At 69.6% G+C, this 16,552-nt stretch carries 14 protein-coding genes; 10 read left to right on the top strand and 4 right to left on the bottom strand.

Annotation, left to right across the window (positions count from 1 at the left end; translation table 11 throughout):
• Positions 1-94 precede the first annotated feature (94 nt).
• A complete protein-coding gene (locus tag ACZ6QQ_RS32650; protein WP_465881526.1) occupies positions 95-400 on the bottom strand; it encodes a hypothetical protein in 306 nt (101 codons plus the stop codon).
• 334 nt (positions 401-734) lie between these two features.
• Here ACZ6QQ_RS32650 and ACZ6QQ_RS32645 point away from each other — a divergent pair, with 334 nt between their 5' ends.
• Positions 735-1,907: an alanine--tRNA ligase-related protein gene (locus ACZ6QQ_RS32645; protein WP_465881525.1), complete on the top strand. Its 1,173-nt coding sequence runs from the start codon at positions 735-737 to the stop codon at positions 1,905-1,907.
• Between the two features lie 130 nt (positions 1,908-2,037).
• Complete coding sequence (locus ACZ6QQ_RS32640; protein WP_465881523.1) at positions 2,038-3,705, top strand: AAA family ATPase; 1,668 nt, start codon at positions 2,038-2,040, stop codon at positions 3,703-3,705.
• Positions 3,706-3,730: 25 nt separating this feature from the next.
• Here the strand turns inward: ACZ6QQ_RS32640 and ACZ6QQ_RS32635 are convergent, their stop codons facing one another.
• Both ACZ6QQ_RS32635 and ACZ6QQ_RS32630 read right to left on the bottom strand, forming a co-directional pair.
• Entirely contained in the window at positions 3,731-3,961 is a 231-nt protein-coding gene (locus ACZ6QQ_RS32635; protein ID WP_465881522.1) for a hypothetical protein, read from the bottom strand.
• Positions 3,962-4,056: 95 nt separating this feature from the next.
• The gene (locus tag ACZ6QQ_RS32630; RefSeq protein ID WP_465881520.1) at positions 4,057-4,926 is read right to left on the bottom strand and encodes an ion transporter; all 870 of its coding nucleotides are present in this window, start codon (positions 4,924-4,926) and stop codon (positions 4,057-4,059) included.
• Between the two features lie 396 nt (positions 4,927-5,322).
• Between ACZ6QQ_RS32630 and ACZ6QQ_RS32625 the strand changes: the two genes are divergently transcribed.
• From ACZ6QQ_RS32625 to ACZ6QQ_RS32590, 8 genes are all read left to right on the top strand, one after another.
• Positions 5,323-6,420 carry an Ig-like domain-containing protein gene (locus ACZ6QQ_RS32625; protein WP_465881519.1) on the top strand — a complete coding sequence of 366 codons (1,098 nt, stop codon included), beginning with the start codon at positions 5,323-5,325 and terminating at the stop codon, positions 6,418-6,420.
• Positions 6,421-7,034: 614 nt separating this feature from the next.
• Entirely contained in the window at positions 7,035-8,117 is a 1,083-nt protein-coding gene (locus tag ACZ6QQ_RS32620) for a hypothetical protein (protein WP_465881518.1), read from the top strand.
• 310 nt (positions 8,118-8,427) lie between these two features.
• A complete protein-coding gene (locus tag ACZ6QQ_RS32615) occupies positions 8,428-9,381 on the top strand; it encodes an FAD-dependent oxidoreductase (protein WP_465881517.1) in 954 nt (317 codons plus the stop codon).
• 301 nt (positions 9,382-9,682) lie between these two features.
• Entirely contained in the window at positions 9,683-11,230 is a 1,548-nt protein-coding gene (gene mmsA, locus ACZ6QQ_RS32610; protein ID WP_465881516.1) for a multiple monosaccharide ABC transporter ATP-binding protein, read from the top strand.
• Positions 11,227-12,525 (top strand): multiple monosaccharide ABC transporter permease, encoded by a 1,299-nt coding sequence (mmsB, locus tag ACZ6QQ_RS32605; protein ID WP_465881515.1) that lies wholly within the window; start codon positions 11,227-11,229, stop codon positions 12,523-12,525. The genes mmsA and mmsB overlap by 4 nt, the downstream gene beginning before the upstream one ends.
• A 61-nt stretch (positions 12,526-12,586) precedes the next feature.
• Positions 12,587-13,684, top strand: a complete 1,098-nt coding sequence (locus ACZ6QQ_RS32600; protein WP_465881513.1) for a substrate-binding domain-containing protein — start codon at positions 12,587-12,589, stop codon at positions 13,682-13,684.
• A 160-nt stretch (positions 13,685-13,844) separates the two neighbouring features.
• Entirely contained in the window at positions 13,845-14,636 is a 792-nt protein-coding gene (locus ACZ6QQ_RS32595; protein WP_465881512.1) for a maleylpyruvate isomerase family mycothiol-dependent enzyme, read from the top strand.
• A 113-nt stretch (positions 14,637-14,749) separates the two neighbouring features.
• The gene (locus ACZ6QQ_RS32590; protein WP_465881510.1) at positions 14,750-15,235 is read left to right on the top strand and encodes a GNAT family N-acetyltransferase; all 486 of its coding nucleotides are present in this window, start codon (positions 14,750-14,752) and stop codon (positions 15,233-15,235) included.
• 68 nt (positions 15,236-15,303) lie between these two features.
• Here the strand turns inward: ACZ6QQ_RS32590 and ACZ6QQ_RS32585 are convergent, their stop codons facing one another.
• On the bottom strand, positions 15,304-16,356 hold the full coding sequence (locus ACZ6QQ_RS32585; protein ID WP_465881509.1) for an LLM class flavin-dependent oxidoreductase: 1,053 nt from the start codon (positions 16,354-16,356) through the stop codon (positions 15,304-15,306).
• Between the last annotated feature and the right edge of the window lie 196 nt (positions 16,357-16,552).

Genomic DNA, 16,552 nt, shown 5'->3' with positions numbered 1-16,552 from the left:
CATGAGGCCGGTGTGTCGCGGCGACCGGGTAAACGCGTACGCCGCGACGCTGACGGCGACCGTCCCGTCGGTCGGCGGAGCGGCGCGCGGATGATCAGCGGCGCCGGGCCGGGTCGGTGGCCCGGTCGAGCAGGGTCAGCGTCGCCACGGCGGTCAGGCTGTAGGCGACGTACGGCAGCGCGTCCTCGACCCAGTCCTGGGCCCGCCAGTCCTCGGGCCCCAGACTGGGCTGGGCCCGCTCCATGAGTCGCTGCACCGTCCGTTCGTGGCTGTTGCTCATCGGTCGGGCCCGGACGACCACGTCCAGGTTGCTGACTATTTCGCGGGCGAGGGTGGCGGCAGCGCCGGCCAGGATGCCGTTGGTCAGGTTGGCCAGCGGGTGCGCCCGTTGCCGCGCCATGAGACCCCCTCGGCTGCCGGTCCCGCCCGCGCCCACCGCGCGGTACGGCGTGAGCCACTTACCCGCCCTGTTCTGCCGCACTCCCGGTCAGCGGGTGGCGTCGGCCGGGAAAGCGGTGGGCGGTGGTCCCGCCTGGCGGTACAGTAGGGCCCATGGAGATCACCTGTCGGCACACCGCCGCGACCGCGCGAGCTACCAGCTCGTCGGTTGCCGCCGTCTGATCTCCCGATTCCCCGCCGGCGACCGGAAACGGTCCGCCGGTGCGTCGACTCCGCGTGACTCGCCCCACCTCGGTGGTCCTTTCCGGTCGTCATGACCCCGAAAGGCCGCCGCCGTGACACCCGAGCAGATCGTCCGCACCTTCGTCGACTACTACCGCGAGCGGGGACACCTGTTGGTGCCCGACACCTCGCTGATCCCGCCACCCGGTGACCCGGTGCTCTTCACCACCTCCGGGATGCATCCGCTCACCCCGTACCTGGAGGGTCGTTCGCATCCGCTCGGACGGCGTCTGGTGGATCTCCAGCGCTGCCTGCGTACCACCGACCTGGACGAGGTCGGCGACCCCACCCACCTGACCGTGTTCGAGATGCTGGGTTCGTGGTCACTCGGTGACTACGACGGCGCGCAGAGCCTGCGCTGGGGCTACGACCTGCTCCGCGAGGGCTTCGGCATCGACCGGGACCGGCTGCACGTCACCGTCTTCGGCGGCGACGACCGGGTCGGGCCGGACACCACGTCGCTCGCCGTCTGGGAAGACCTCGGGGTACCGGTCGAGTTGACCCGCGAGGAGAACTGGTGGTCGAACGGACCGACCGGACCGTGCGGGCCCGACTCCGAGATATTCGTCTGGACCGGGCCGACCCCGCCGCAGGGGACGCCGGGCACCGACGACCGGTGGATGGAGGTCTGGAACCACGTCCGGATGCGCTACCGCCGGTACGACGACGGCCGCCTCGAACCGCTGCGCCAGCCCAACGTCGACACCGGCATGGGGCTGGAGCGGATGGAGATGGTGCTGCGCGGCAACGGTTCGGTGTTCGAGGGCGACGGCTTCGAGCCGTGGGTGCGTACCGTCTCCGGGCTGTGGGGGCAGGACGGGGCGTCGCTGCGCCGGGTCTGCGACCACCTGCGGTCGAGCGTCGTGGTCGTCGGTGACGGTGTACGCCCCTCGAACACCGGCCGGGGCTACGTGCTGCGCCGACTGGTCCGCCGGGTGCTCACCATCCTGTGGCGCGACGATCCCGCGCGAAGCCTGTCCGACCTGCCGGTGGAGCCCTTCGCACACACCCTCGACCGGTTCCGTCAGCGGGTCGACCCCGGTGACCTGCGTGATCTGCTCGCCGACGAGGAGCGGCGGTTCCGGGGCCTGCTGCGGCGCGGACGCCCGCTGGTCTCCCGGGCGAGGTCCCGTGGCCCGTTGGCCGACGAGGACTACCACTACCTGCACGACACCCACGGGCTGCCGCGCGAGTTGGTCGACGGTCTGCTCGGCGAGGTGGGCTGAGAGCCGCCGGGCGGGCTTCGGATACCCAGCGCAGCCGGTCTGAGCACATTGCGTGGCGTCCGGCAATGATTCCGGACGGAGTCTGGACACTGTGGATGCTCCGGGCCCGCCGTCGCCTAGCGTCGGGGCCATGGCACACGAAGAGCCGCTGGCACTGTTCGCGGCCCGGTTGCGCGACTTGCGCGCGGAATGCGGCGAACCGTCGGTACGGGACCTGGCGGCGTACATGAAAGAGGCCGGCCGGCCTTTTCCCCGGTCGACGGTCAGTGACAAGCTCGCCGGGGTTTCGAAGCCGTCGTGGGAGTTCGTCGAGGCGTACGTGAGTACCTGCGCCCGCCTCGGCGGCTGGCCGGCCGACCTGGACAACTGGCGGGCGTCGTACCGGGGGCTGTTGCAGCAGTTGGCGCAGCGTCGGGCCGGCCACCGCCGGGCGGTGGCCGCGCGGTTCGAACTCACCGGGACCGGGCGGGCGGTGCCGGGCCTGGTACCGGCCTCGGACCCGCCGCGTCAGCTACCCGGCGACGTCCCCGCCTTCACCGGCCGGGAGGCGGAGTTCGCCGCCCTGGACAACCTGCTGGCCACGGCGGCGTCCGCCGGGTCGGTCGCCGTCGTCTCGGGTACGGCGGGAGTCGGCAAGACGGCCCTGGCGGTGCACTGGGCGCACCGGGTCGCCGACGCGTTCCCCGACGGGCAGCTCTACCTCGACCTGCGCGGCTACGACGTGGAGGCGCCGGTGACACCGGTGCGCGCACTGGAGGGTTTCCTGCACGCGCTGGACGGCGGGCGGGTCCAGTCCTGGGGCGGCCCGGACGAACTCGCCGCCCGCTTCCGTTCCCTGGTGGCGGGGCGGCGGATGCTGCTGGTGCTGGACAACGCCGGTTCGGTCGACCAGGTCCGGCCGCTGCTGCCCGGCACGGCGTCCTGTTTCGTGCTGCTGACCAGCCGTGACCGGCTCACCGCCCTGGCCGTCCGGCACGGTGCGCGGCGGGTGGAACTGGACCGGTTGCCGCTGGACGCGTCGCTGCGTCTGCTGGGCGCCCTCGTCGGGCCCCGGGTCACGACCGAACCCGAGTCGGCGGTCGTGCTCGCCCGCCGCTGCGCCCAGCTGCCGCTGGCCCTGCGGATCGCCGGTGACCTGGCCGCCGCCCGCCCGACGGCCCGGCTGGCGGACGTTGCCGCCGACCTCGCCGACGAGCAGCGCCGGCTGGACCTGCTCGACGCGGGCGGCGACGAGCGTACCGACGTCCGGGCGGTCTTCTCCTGGTCGTACCGTCGGCTCGACGCCCCGGCGATGCGCCTGTTCCGGCTGCTGGCCCTGCATCCGGGCGACTTCGACCGGTACGCCGCGGCGGCGCTCGCCGGACTCCACCCGGCCGAACTGCACCGGCCACTGGAGACGCTGCTCCGGACCCACCTGGTCCAGCGCGTCGACGGCGACCGGATGGAACTGCACGACCTGCTCCGCGCGTACGCCTACGAACTGCTCGGCGACGACGAGCGGCAACGGGTCGACGTCCTGGTCGACTACTACCGGCACACCGCTCTCGCCGCCCTGGACGTCGCCTCGCCCGACGAGCGCTACGACTGGCTCACCCGGGGCGGGTACCACGGCGAGCTGCCGCCGTTTCCCGACCCGGACACGGCCCGACGCTGGCTGGACGCGGAACGGCCGAACCTGATGGCGGTGACGGACTACGCCCACCGGCACGACCGGTGGGACGACACCAAGGAACTCTCCGTGATGCTCTGGCGCTACCTCGACCTCGACCCGGCCGCCGACGCGTCGTACTCGACGTAGCGGCGTCGTGGGGGCGACCGGGGCGTCAGCGCAGGGGTTGGACGATGTCCCGGGCGTGGTCGACGACGGCCGCCCCGACGACGGTGGCCTCCAGCGGCAGCACCTCCAGGCAGCGCCGTACGGCCGCGGCCATCAGCGCGTTCGGTACCCGCATGGAGAGGGTGCAGTGCGGTACCCACCGGCCCGGTTGGTAGCGCTCGTCGAGGACCACGTCGGCGGCGGCCAGCCGGGCGTGCACGTCGGCGTGATGGGCCACAGCGTCCGGATCCGCCGGGTGGCGTCCGGGTCCAGATACAGTTCGAGCGCCGCGACCAGCGGGTCACGATAGTGGTCCGGCGGCGGCGTTCGTGATCAGGTCCGGTTGCCGGCCGTACGCCGGGCCTTGGACCGCCGTCCGCCGGTGCGACCCGGCCTGCTCGCGGCGGGTGGTTGCTGCCGGGCCAGTTCGGCCTCCAGGGCGTTCAGGGCGGTCCGCAGTTCACGCAGCCGCTCACCGATGGCCTGCGCGCTCTCCGGCGGGTCCGGGGCGGGAGTGGGCGCTGCCGGCCGCTCCGCCTGGTGGGCCTCCTCCAACGCCTTGAGCACGATGCCGATCAGCAGGTTCGTGAGCAGGTACGACGCCACGATGATGTACGACGTGTAGTAGGGGATGCTCCACTCCGAGACCAGCCGCCCGGTCTCCAGCGCGTCGGTGATGCCGTCCAGTGAGAGCAGCAGGAACAGGGTGAGCATGGCTCGGCCGACGGTGCCGTACCGGTCCGGCTGGGCGTCGCCGAAGGTCATCCAGCCGACCATCGCGTACAGGTAGACGGTCAGCGTCGCGATCAGCAGGAAGCTGCCCAGGCCGGGCAGGCTGCGCAGCACCCCGCCGATGATCATCCGCAGACTGGGGAAGAGCCGTACCGCCCGCACCACCCGGGCGAGCCGGAACAGTCGTAGCAGGGTCACGTTCTCCCGTACGCCGGGCAGCAGGGGCGCGCAGACGACCAGCAGGTCGAAGACGTTCCAGCCGTCCCGGAAGAAGCCGCGTGGCGCGGTCAGGTGTGCGCCGAACCGCAGCGCCAGTTCGACCGTGAAGCAGGCGAGGCAGGCGTACTCGACGGCGAGCAGGAGCCCACCGGCCCGGTCCAGCGCCCGGTCGTACGTCTCGACCCCGAGCACGACCGCGTTGACGATGATCACGCCGAAGGCGGCGGCATTGAACCAGTCCGCGCCCACCACCCGCCCACACCAGCCCGCCACTCGTGTCCTGACGGCAGCCGGAACCTCGTTCACGCCGCGCACTCTCCCCTGTGGATCACACCTGTCGCGGGGCAGCCTACGGGCGTACGGTCCGGTGCCACGCACGCCGTCCACCCGGACGAGCGGTCACCCATGTCGCTGAGCGCCACCGCCCGGCGGTAGCACGCGATCGCCTGCCGGTGGTTGCCGGGATGGTGGTGGGCGTAACCGACGGTTTCGGAACAGGTCGAGTGCCGGTTCGACGGTTTTGCAGGTCGAAGGCTTACCTGTGGTCGGATCACGGACAGGACAATCTATATCTAAAGATTTCGCACTTATACTGCAAAATATGAAAAAACTAGCGAGGATAGCCTATATTCATGCAAGGGAGGCGTCATGTGGCGTAAACTTTTAGCCGCGACGCTCATAGTGACCTTGGCAAGCTTGGCTATTGCCGGGCCGGCGCGGGCCGGGGGAGGTAACGAACCGTTCTACGGCGACGTGACCGGCGACAGCCGGTCCGACCGGGTTACTCTCGGCTACCAGGAGCCGGACCGCTGCGGTGTGATCGTGGAGCCGGGCCGCCCCGAGGGCGGCTACGGCGTACGGGAGATCCATACCTACCGGAGTCCGGCGGACCGCAGCGGCGAGGACTGGTGTCCTCACCTTGGTGTGGTGATCGATCTCGGCTGGGACGGCGTCAACGAGATCGTCGTGTCGTGGTTCAACGGCCGCCCGCCCGGAGTCGACTACGGAATGTTGGTACTCCGTAATTTCCAACCCGTGGGCGGCTTCGACGGCCTGGCGTACCCCGACGAGATGCGCCTGGAGGATTGGAACGGCGACGGTCACCAGGACATCTACCAGACCGGTGACCAGGGCGGCGGCTTCGCCACCTACCTGAACACCGTATCGGGTCGTCTGGTGCCCGGCCCGGTCCGGTGGTGCTCGGGGCTGCCCCAGTACGTCCTGGCGGACTTCGACGGCAACGGCATCACGGGCGTTGCCATCGCCTACCGGTCCGGATGCGACAACAACGAGACCGGAGTGGTGGTGATCCGCGACGACGGATCCACCGAGTTGCTCCAGAACGACCCCACCAACGGCAACGACTGGCGGGTCTCCGTCATCGACGCGAACAGCGACGGCATTCCTGACGTGCGGACCGTCGACGTCATCACCGGGCGTACCGAGATATTCATCAACGACGGTCTCGCGCACTTCACCCGCGCACCGGTGGCCAACGACGACGCCGCCACCGTCCGGGGCAACAAACGCACCGCGATCCCCGTACTCGCCAACGACATCGCCAACAGCGACGTGAAGATCACCATCGCCACCCCACCGTCACATGGCACCGCACAGGTCACCTCCGGCGGCACCATCGTCTACACCCCGAACCTTGACCACGGCACCACCGACCGCTTCTCCTACCGGCTCACCCAGAACGCTCAGAGTGATACCGCCTCCGTCGAAATCCGCTTCGTCAACTGAACCCGGGCACAGCCAGTGAGCGCCAGAGCGCGCAGATGCGTCCCCGACAAGGACGCACCTGCGGTGGTGCACCACAAATGCCGGAGATCGCGACAGTGGCACTCTGGATTGCCCGCCAAATGGGGATGATGTCCAGCAATTGTGTTAGAAAGCCGTCAGATCACCTGAAGTCGCTAAATGCACCACAGAGCGTAGTATTCGGATAGAAGTATCTACCTGCTTCCGGGGCGACAAGGCCCTCGATCAATGCCCTTATGAACCTGCCTGAAAAGGCGACCGGGACCCTACCCGGCACCCATGCGGACCACTGGGCAGAACGGCCAGTGTGGCCTCGCCGTGCGCCGCCACTTCCCGAAGGCAAAGTCATGGACAAAACCGGCTCTCCTTGCCCAACGAACGAAGCTGAAGCTCCGCGTCGTACCATCCCTACCTGGCGCATCGCCACCGCCGGCGTTATCAGTCTCGCCGCCGTCGGCGCCACGGCGTACGTCGTCCTCGACGATCCCGGTTCGGGCAGGGAAACCCTGGTACTCAGCACACCGAACGCCGTCATCGCTGGTCAGACCTTCGACCGTCCAATCGAGATTGCGGCAGACAACATCCGGTTACAACAGGTGACCATCCGAACAGGTGGTACGGCGGCCGTCCGGATCCGCCCCGACGTCGCGGGCACCACCATCACCGACACCGAGATCTACTGCACAGACGACGAGACCGACGGGATCGTGCCCGGGGACTACTCCGCGACGCGGGTGACGGTCCACGACTGCCGTCAGGCGTTCGTCCAGTCCACCAACGCGACGGCAACGATCGTGGACTCGGAGCAGAACGGCGAGGCGTACTCGCCGGACGTACCGGGTGGGGTCGAGGTCGCTCCCGGAGCGCCCGACCCCAGCCCCAAGGATCCGTCGGCGGACCCACCCGAGGCACCGACCGTCGTGCCGCCCACCCCGATCACCTACTGGCCCGGCCCGACCAACACCGGCGTACCCGCCGGCACGGTACTGACGAACTCCGGCCCACTCGACCTCCGCACCGCCGGACAGGTACTCACCAACCTCAACATCGTCGGCTGTGTCACAGTACGAGCGAGTAACGTCGTCATCCGCAGGTCGCGGATCACCTGTAACAGCACGACCTACTCCGTCAGGGTCTACGACACGGCGGTCAATCTGCTCGTCGAAGACGTCGAGATCAACGGCACCGGACGGAACTCTGCCTCCGTCTGCTGCAGCAACTACCTCCTGCGGCGGACGAACATCTACGGAATGGTCGACGGTCCACGACTCAGCACCAACAGCACCGTCGTCGACTCCTGGATCCACGACCTCGCCCGGATACCCGGCTCACACAACGACGCCCTACAGACCACCGGCGGCAGCAAGATCCTGGTTCGACACAACCGGATCGAGCCGTACACGGCAAGCAGCAACGACCCACACAACGGCTGCATCATGATCGGCTCAACCACCGCCGACGCGGTCCGCAACCTCACCTTCGAGAACAACTACTGCAACGGCGGCAACTACTCGATCGGAGTACGCGACGACCTGGTCGCCTCGAACATCGTCATCCGGAACAACAAATTCGGCCACAACTATCGCTACGGCGTCATCGCCCGCCCCAACCAAACCGGCATCCGCTGGGATCGGGCCACCAACCTCTGGTTCGACACCGGCCTCCCGGTAGTGCCGTAACCACCATCTGGTCGGCCTGCTCCGGCGGTTCAGCAGGGGCCGGATACGGCCGGCTGGACCAGGCCGCTGCCCGGTGGAGGCACCATTCACCAGCAAAGGTCGACTGACACCAACCACTGTTGGCCGCACCCCCTGCCGGGTGCGGCCAACAGTTCGACCGACATCGGCCCCACTGTGGTGCCCGACGAAACGCGTACCACGGAGACGGCGCGGAGACCCGCTGGTTCGACTGCCCCCGACCCCGGCCGGCCGCTCCCGGCCCCTCTGGACGGGGAGGGGGACGGGGGAGTTGGGTGGACGGGTGGTCGACGTGGTGGTTGTGGGGGCGGGGGTGGTCGGGCTCAGCTGTGCGCTGCGGTTGCAACGGGACGGGGCTCGGGTGGCCGTGGTGACGGCGGACGAACCCGCTCGGACGGTGTCCCGGATCGCCGCGGCGGTGTGGTACCCGACCCGTACCGAGGGCGACCCGCGGGTGCTGGACTGGGCCCGGAGCACCTTCGGGGAACTGTCCGAACAGGCGCGACGGGGCGTGCCCGGAGTGGTGATGCGACCGACCCGGATGCTGCTGCGCACCGGGGACGGAACGTCCCCGTGGTGGGCGGCCGCCGTACCGGACTTCCGGTCGACCGGGCCGATCGACGGCTACGCCGGGCAGTGGCGGTTCACCGTGCCGTCGGTGGAGATGGGCCCCTACCTGGACTGGCTGGTCGGGCAGGTGAGCGCGGCCGGCGGGGTGCTGCGGCGGCGGCGGGTGGCACGCCTCGCCGACGTCGCGGACCTGGCCCCGGTGGTGGTCAACGCCACCGGCCTGGCCGCCGGTGTGCTGGCCGACGACAGTGCGGTCCATCCGGCCCGTGGTCAGATCGTGGTGGTCGGCAATCCCGGACTGCACGTCTCGGTCCGGGACGAGCAGAACCCGGCCGGGATGACGTACGTCCATCCGCGCTCCGGCGACGTGGTGCTCGGCGGCACCTTCGAGCCGGAGGTCTGGGACACCACACCGGACGAGACCACCGCGCGGGCGATCCTGGACCGGTGCGTCGCCCTGGTGCCGGAACTCGCCGGGGCTCCGGTGCTGGCACACCTGGTCGGCCTCCGGCCGGCGCGGCACGGCGGTGCGCGGGTGGCGGTCGATCCGGCCGGGCTGCCGGGCGGGTGCCGGTTGGTGCACGCCTACGGCCACGGTGGAGCCGGTGTCACGCTCGCCTGGGGCTGCGCCGACGAGGTGGTCGAGTTGTGCCGCCGGCCGGTGGCGGGTCGCTGACCCGGCCCGGCTTCGGCGCTCCGAAAGAGAGCGCGATCCGGGTCTGTGAGCATGGGAAGTAGCCGCTACGGTAGAGCGCGTTCACGGGTTGCGAAACAGCCTCGACTCACATAGTTTGCTTGCCGCGGCGAACGATCGGGGCCGATCTCTGCGCGGAGGCAACCATGGCGTTGGTGACGTGGCGCGGCCCGCTTCGGACGGGTGCGTGTGGGTGCCTCCGGCTACCGGGGCGGGCTCATCCGGCGGCCCCGGCCGCGCAGCCCGCCTACCCGCCGCTGGACCGGACCGGGAGGCCACGAGCATGAGCGATGCCCCGATCCTGCTGGAGATGCGCTCGATCACCAAGGAGTTTCCCGGCGTCAGGGCGCTCGCCGACGTGAACCTGGTGGTCCGCGCCGGTGAGATCCACGCGATCTGCGGTGAGAACGGCGCCGGGAAGTCCACCCTGATGAAGGTGCTCAGCGGGGTCTACCCGTACGGCAGCTATTCCGGTGAGATCTTCTACCGCGACGCCGAGTGCCGGTTCTCCGACATCCGGGCGAGTGAACACGCCGGCATCGTGATCATCCATCAGGAACTGGCGCTGGTTCCCGGCATGTCCATCACGGAGAACCTCTTCCTGGGCAACGAGCCGCGTCGGGCCGGCGCCATCGACTGGAAGGTGGCGAACCGCCGGGCGCTGGAGTTGATGGCGCAGGTGGGTCTGCGGGAGGACCCGGACACCCTGGTCAAGGACATCGGCGTCGGCAAGCAGCAGCTCATCGAGATCGCGAAGGCGTTCGCGAAGGACGTCAAGCTGCTCATCCTCGACGAGCCCACCGCCGCCCTGAACGAGGCCGACTCGCAGCACCTGCTCGACCTGCTGCGCGGGTTCCGGGAGCGGGGCATCACCTCGATCATCATTTCGCACAAGCTCAACGAGATCGAACAGATCGCCGACTCGATCACCATCCTGCGCGACGGTCGCAGCATCGAGACGCTCGACGTCGAGGCGGAGGGGGTCAACGAGGACCGGATTGTCCGGGGCATGGTCGGCCGGGAGCTGAGCAGCCGGTTCCCGGACCACACCCCGTCGATCGGGGAGGTCTTCTTCGAGGTACGCGACTGGACGGTCCGGCATCCGATCTCGGCCGAGCGCCTCGTCTGCAAGGGATCCAGTTTCACCGTCCGGCGGGGCGAGATCGTCGGCTTCGCCGGGCTGATGGGTGCCGGGCGGACCGAGCTGGCGATGAGCGTGTTCGGCCGGTCGTACGGCACGTACCTGTCCGGGCGGATCTTCAAGGACGGTCGGGAGATCGTGCTGAAGTCCGTGTCGGACGCGATCGAGCACGGACTCGCGTACGTCAGTGAGGACCGCAAGTCGATCGGCCTGAACCTGCTCGACGACATCAAGACCTCGATGGTCTCGGCCAAGCTCGCCAAGGTCTCCACCCGTGGTGTGGTCGACCGGGTGCGGGAGTACCGCGCGGCGGAGGGTTACCGGACCGGTCTGCGGGTCAAGGCCCCGAGCGTCGACGAGGGGGTCACCACGCTGTCGGGCGGCAACCAGCAGAAGGTGGTCCTGGCGAAGTGGATGTTCACCGACCCGGACCTGCTCATCCTCGACGAGCCGACCCGCGGCATCGACGTGGGCGCCAAGTACGAGATCTACGGCATCATCCAGCGGCTCGCTGACCAGGGCAAGGGCGTTGTCGTCATCTCCTCGGAGCTGCCCGAGCTGATCGGCCTGTGTGACCGCATCTACACGGTGTTCGAAGGAACCATCACCGGCAACCTCGACAAGCGGGACGCGGACCCGGAGACCCTGTTGAAGCAGATGACCTCAGCGAAGAAGACGCGGACGCCATGAGTCGTATCAGAGACCTCCAGAAGTCCCTGTTCGGAGGGACGACCTCGAACGCCCGACAGTTCGGGATGATCTTCACGTTAGTGGCGATCGTCCTGCTGTTCCAGATCCTGACCAACGGGCTCACCCTGAACTCGGGCAATCTGATCTCGCTGGTCAGCCAGTACTCGTACATCCTCATCCTGGCCATCGGGATGCTGATGGTGATCGTCGCCGGCCACATCGACCTCTCGGTGGGTTCGATCGCCGCGTTCGTCGGCATCGTGGTCGCGAAGGTCATGCAGGAGTACTCCGTGCCGTGGTTCCTCGCGATCCTGATCGGCCTGGGCGTCGGCGCCCTGATCGGTGCCTGGCAGGGGTTCTGGGTCGCCTACGTCGGGGTGCCCGCGTTCATCGTCACGCTCGCCGGAATGATGCTGTTCCGGGGCGGCAACCAGTACATCGGCAACGCCGACACCATCCCCGTACCCGAGGGGTTCAAGGTCATCGGTGCCGGCTTCCTGTGGGAGGTCGGCCCGGACACCGGGTACAACAACCTCACCCTGCTGCTCGGCCTCGCGGCCTGCGTCGCGGTGGTGGTCCGGGAGTGGCGGCTGCGCCGGACCCGGCGGGAGATGGAGGCCGAGGTCGCTCCGATGTGGATCTCGGTGCTCCGGGTCGCGGTCGCGCTCGGTGTGATCGTGTACGTGACCCTGCGGTTCGCCGGTGGACGGGTCGGCACCAGCTTCCCGATCTCCGGGATCATCCTCGCCGTCCTGGTGCTCGCGTACTCGTTCATCACCCGCAACACCGCGGGCGGCCGACACATCTACGCGGTCGGTGGCAACGCGCGCGCCGCCGAGCTGTCCGGCGTCAAACTGCGCCGGGTCAACTTCTTCGTGATGATGAACATGTCGGTCCTCGCGGCGCTGGCCGGCATGATCTTCGTCGCCCGGTCCGCCGCGTCCGGCCCGCAGGACGGGCTGGGGTGGGAGCTCGACGCCATCGCCGCCGTCTTCATCGGCGGCGCGGCGGTCTCCGGCGGACTCGGCACCATCAGCGGTTCGATCGTCGGCGGCCTGGTGATGGCCGTGCTCAACAACGGCCTGCAACTGATGGGCGTGGGGTCGGACCGGGTCCAGATCATCAAGGGCCTGGTGCTGCTGCTGGCCGTCGCGCTCGACGTCTACAACAAGAACCAGGGACGGACCTCGATCACGGGGACGTTCATGCGCCAGTTCCGCCGGCAGGCCGCCACCGGACCGGCGTCCGTGTCCGAACCGGGCCCCGAGCCCGTGAAGACCCCGGTAGCCGGCTGACGGCCACCCCCGGCGGGGTGGAAGACATCCGCCCCGCTCACTCCGAAGAAGGGCCACCACCATGCGTAAGTTCCTCGCCAGGAGCGTCGCGCTCAGCGCCGTAGCCCTGCTGGCGCTCACCGCCTGCTCCGAACGGGAAGGCTCCGACTCCGGCTCCACCGGGTCGGAGAAGGGCTTCGCCGCCGACGCGCTGATCGGTGTGGCGCTGCCGTCGAAGACCTCGGAGAACTGGGTCCTCGCCGGTGACCTGTTCACCAACGGCCTGAAGGAGGCCGGCTTCCAGTCCGACGTGCAGTACGCCGGCGCCTCCACCACCGTGGCCGACCAGCAGTCGCAGATCTCGGCGATGGTCACCAAGGGAGCCAAGGTGATCGTCATCGGCGCGACCGACGCCGCGCAGCTCTCCACCCAGGTCGAGGCGGCCAAGAAGGAGGGCGCGGTGGTGATCGCGTACGACCGGCTGATCACCAACACCAAGGACGTGGACTACTACGTCGCGTACGACAACTTCAAGGTCGGCCAGCTCCAGGGCGAGGCGCTGCTCAAGGGCATGAAGGAGAAGAAGCCGACCGGCCCGTACACGATCGAGCTGTTCGCCGGCTCGTCGGACGACAACAACTCCGGTGTCTTCTTCAACGGCGCGATGGACGTGCTGAAGAAGGAGATCGACGCCGGCAACGTGGTGGTCGGCTCCGGCCAGACCGACATCAAGCAGGTCGCCACCGACGGCTGGAAGGCCGAGAACGCCCAGCGGCGGATGGACTCGCTGCTCACCGCCAGCTACGGCAGCAAGACCCTGGACGGCGTGCTCTCGCCGAACGACACCCTGGCCCGCGCGATCATCACCTCGGTACGGGGCGCCAACAAGCCGCTGCCGGTGGTGACCGGGCAGGACTCCGAGGTCGAGTCGGTCAAGTCGATCATGGCGGGGGAGCAGTACTCGACCATCAACAAGGACACCCGCAACCTGGTCAAGCAGACCATCCAGATGGTCAAGGACCTCCAGGCCGGCAAGGAGGTCCAGGTCAACGACACCGAGTCGTACGACAACGGCGTCAAGGTCGTCCCGGCGTACCTGCTTCCGCCGCTGATCGTCACCAAGACCAACGCCGTCGAGGCGTACGCCAACGACCCGAAGCTCGCCCCGCTCACCAAGTAGCACCGCCCGCCGTCAGCGAGCCGGCACCACCGGGTCCCCGGATGTCACCGTCCGGGGACCCGGTGTCGATCCGGTGCCGGACCGGGCATGATGGATCGTTGCCACGGGTCGCCCTCACGGGCGGCGCCGACTCGGCACCGACCCAGGTGACAGGAGAACCATGAGCACGCTCGCCGACCAGACCATCGCCGCCCTGCGCTCGGGCCACGACGAACTTTCCGGTCTCGTCCGGGACCTCGGCCCGGACGACCTGCTCCGGCCCTCCGCCGCCAGCGAGTGGCAGGTGTCCCAGGTGCTCAGTCACCTGGGCAGCGGCGCCGAGATCGGCCTGGCGGCGCTGACCGCCTCGATCGAGGGCGGCTCCGCGCCCGACGGTGAGTTCAACCGCAAGGTGTGGGCCCGGTGGGACGCCATGGAGCCCGCCGAGCACGCCGCCGGCTTCCTCGACGCCAGCCGGGAACTGGTCGAGGCGTTCGAGGCGCTGGACCAGACCACCCGCGCGGAGCTCCGGGTCGACCTCGGCTTCCTGCCCGAGCCGCTCGACGTCGCCACCGCCGCCCGGTTCCGGCTCAGCGAGGCCGCCCTGCACCAGTGGGACGTCGAGGTCGCCTTCAACCCGTACGCGACCGTCACGCCCACGGCGGTCCCGCTCCTCCTGGACCAGGTCGGCTGGATGATCGGCTGGGCCGCCCGCCCCGACACGCTCGACGGACGGCGGGGCACCCTGGCGCTGCGGATCAGCGACCCCGAGCGGGCGTACGGGCTGCGGCTGGGTGAGCGGTTCGCGCTGACCGACGTACCGGAGCAGCCGGACGGTGAACTGGTCATGCCGGCCGAGGCGTGGCTGCGGCTCTCCGTCGGGCGGCTGGCCGAGCGGTACACCCCGGACGGGGTACGGGTGACCGGACCGTTCAGCCTGGACGACCTGCGTCGGGCCCTGCCCGGCTTCTGACGCTCAGCGGACGAGCAGGTCGAGCAGGCGGGCCAGCTCGCCGGCCGGGTGCTCGGTCAGTCCGGTGTGCACCGGGCCGGACTGGATCACCGGCCCCGACTAATCTTGGGCGGGTGGGGGAGGTACGCAGAGGGACCGCCGTCGATGCCGAGGAACTCGTCCGGCTGCGTGCGGTGCTGCTGGCCGCCGTCACCGGTCGCGAGCCGGAGGCTGACGGGTGGCAGAGGGCCGCGACCGCAACCCTGCGGAGCCGGTTGATCGGACCGGATCCGGTCCTGGCGGCCTTCGTGGTGGACCACCCCGACCGGCCGGGCACCCTGGTTGCCTGTGCGGTAGGCACGGTCGAGTACCGGATCGGCGGGCCGGGCAACCACACCGGCGAGACCGGGCATGTGTTCAACGTCGGCACCGATCCCCACCATCGACGGCGCGGCTACTCCCGAGCCTGCGTGACGGCGTTGCTCGACTGGTATCGCGAGCGGGGGGTCACCACCGTCGAACTGCGCGCGTCCGAACAGGGCGAACCGCTCTACGCGTCGCTGGGCTTCGTCCGTACGCCCGATCCCGCGATGCGGCTGCGGATGCCGGCGCCGGAGTAGCCCGGGCACCCCGGTCGGGACGGGCGGGCCGCTGCGGCGCGACGGGCGTCACCCCCCGACCCGGTGGCTCAGGAGCCGGTGGAGTCGTTCGCGGCGAGCAGTTCGCGGACCCGGGGGATGACCTCGGTGCCGTACAGCTCGATCGCGGTCATCAACCGGTCGTGCGGCAGGGTGCCGGTGGAGTACTTCAGGTCGAAACGCTGTACGCCGAGCGCGCTCACCGTCTTGGCGATCTTGCGCGCGACGGTCTCCGGTGACCCGACGTGCATGGCCCCCTCGGCGATGTCGGCGTCGAAGCGGTCGCGGGTCATCGGCGGCCAGCCCCGCTCGGCACCGATCCGGTTGAACAGCACCCGCACGTGCGGCCACATGACGTCGGCCGCCTCCTCGTCGGTGCGGGCGACGAAGCCGGGGGAGTGCACGGCGACCGGCAGTGGCTCCTTGCCGAACTCGGCCAGGGCGCGGTGGTACAGGTCGACGTAGGGCGCGAACCGGGCCGGCGCACCGCCGATGATGGCCAACACCAGTGGGAAGCCGTACTCGGCGGCGCGGACGACGGATTCGGGGCTGCCGCCGACACCGATCCAGGTACGGATGTGCCCGGACTCGGTCTTCGGGTAGACGTGCTGCTTGTCCAACGGGGCCCGGACGGTGCCCTGCCAGGTCACCGCGTCCTCGGTGAGCAGGTGCGACATCAGGTCGGCCTTCTCCGCGAAGAGCCGGTCGTAGTCGGTGAGGTCGTACCCGAACAGCGGGAACGACTCGGTGAACGAGCCCCGGCCCAGGGTGATCTCCGCCCGTCCCCGGGACACCGCGTCGAGGGTGGCGAACCGCTCGAAGACGCGTACCGGGTCGTCGGAGCTGAGCACGGTGACGGCGGTGCCGAGGCGGATCCGTTCGGTCCGGGCGGCGATCGCGGCGAGCACGATCTCGGGGGCCGAGATCGCGTAGTCGTCGCGGTGGTGCTCGCCGATGCCGAAGCCGTCGACGCCCAGCCGGTCGGCGAGTACGGCCTGCTCGACGACGTCGCGGATCACCTGGCCGTACGGCAGACGGTTGCCCTCGGCGTCGACGGTGACGTCGCCGAAGGTGTCCAGCCCGAACTCCACACCGGTCGCCATGATCTCTCTCCTTGATCGGTACGCCCCGAGCGCGCCCACACCGGGGCCGCTTCCGGCGGTGTAACGGCGCCGTCGATGATCTCATTCCCGTACCGGGAGGGCTCATGCCCGATTCCGGCGGGGGGGGGGGGGGGGGGGGGGCGGGGGGGGGGGGGGGGGCGGGGGGGGGGGGGGGGAGGGAAGAAATCTTTTCCCC

It is taken from the genome of Micromonospora sp. NPDC049529, from assembly GCF_055586685.1.
Note: the sequence above shows the minus strand (reverse complement) of the source record. Positions and strands in the feature narration are given on the sequence as shown.

What these genes read in the sequence shown, in the direction of transcription:
- mmsA (WP_465881516.1), top strand. Translation starts at nt 9,683, where the DNA reads ATGAGCGATGCCCCGATCCTGCTGGAGATGCGCTCGATCACCAAGGAG.
- ACZ6QQ_RS32640 (WP_465881523.1), top strand. Translation starts at nt 2,038, where the DNA reads ATGGCACACGAAGAGCCGCTGGCACTGTTCGCGGCCCGGTTGCGCGAC.
- ACZ6QQ_RS32600 (WP_465881513.1), top strand. Translation starts at nt 12,587, where the DNA reads ATGCGTAAGTTCCTCGCCAGGAGCGTCGCGCTCAGCGCCGTAGCCCTG.
- ACZ6QQ_RS32585 (WP_465881509.1), bottom strand. Translation starts at nt 16,356, where the DNA reads ATGGCGACCGGTGTGGAGTTCGGGCTGGACACCTTCGGCGACGTCACC.
- ACZ6QQ_RS32595 (WP_465881512.1), top strand. Translation starts at nt 13,845, where the DNA reads ATGAGCACGCTCGCCGACCAGACCATCGCCGCCCTGCGCTCGGGCCAC.
- ACZ6QQ_RS32650 (WP_465881526.1), bottom strand. Translation starts at nt 400, where the DNA reads ATGGCGCGGCAACGGGCGCACCCGCTGGCCAACCTGACCAACGGCATC.
- mmsB (WP_465881515.1), top strand. Translation starts at nt 11,227, where the DNA reads ATGAGTCGTATCAGAGACCTCCAGAAGTCCCTGTTCGGAGGGACGACC.
- ACZ6QQ_RS32625 (WP_465881519.1), top strand. Translation starts at nt 5,323, where the DNA reads ATGTGGCGTAAACTTTTAGCCGCGACGCTCATAGTGACCTTGGCAAGC.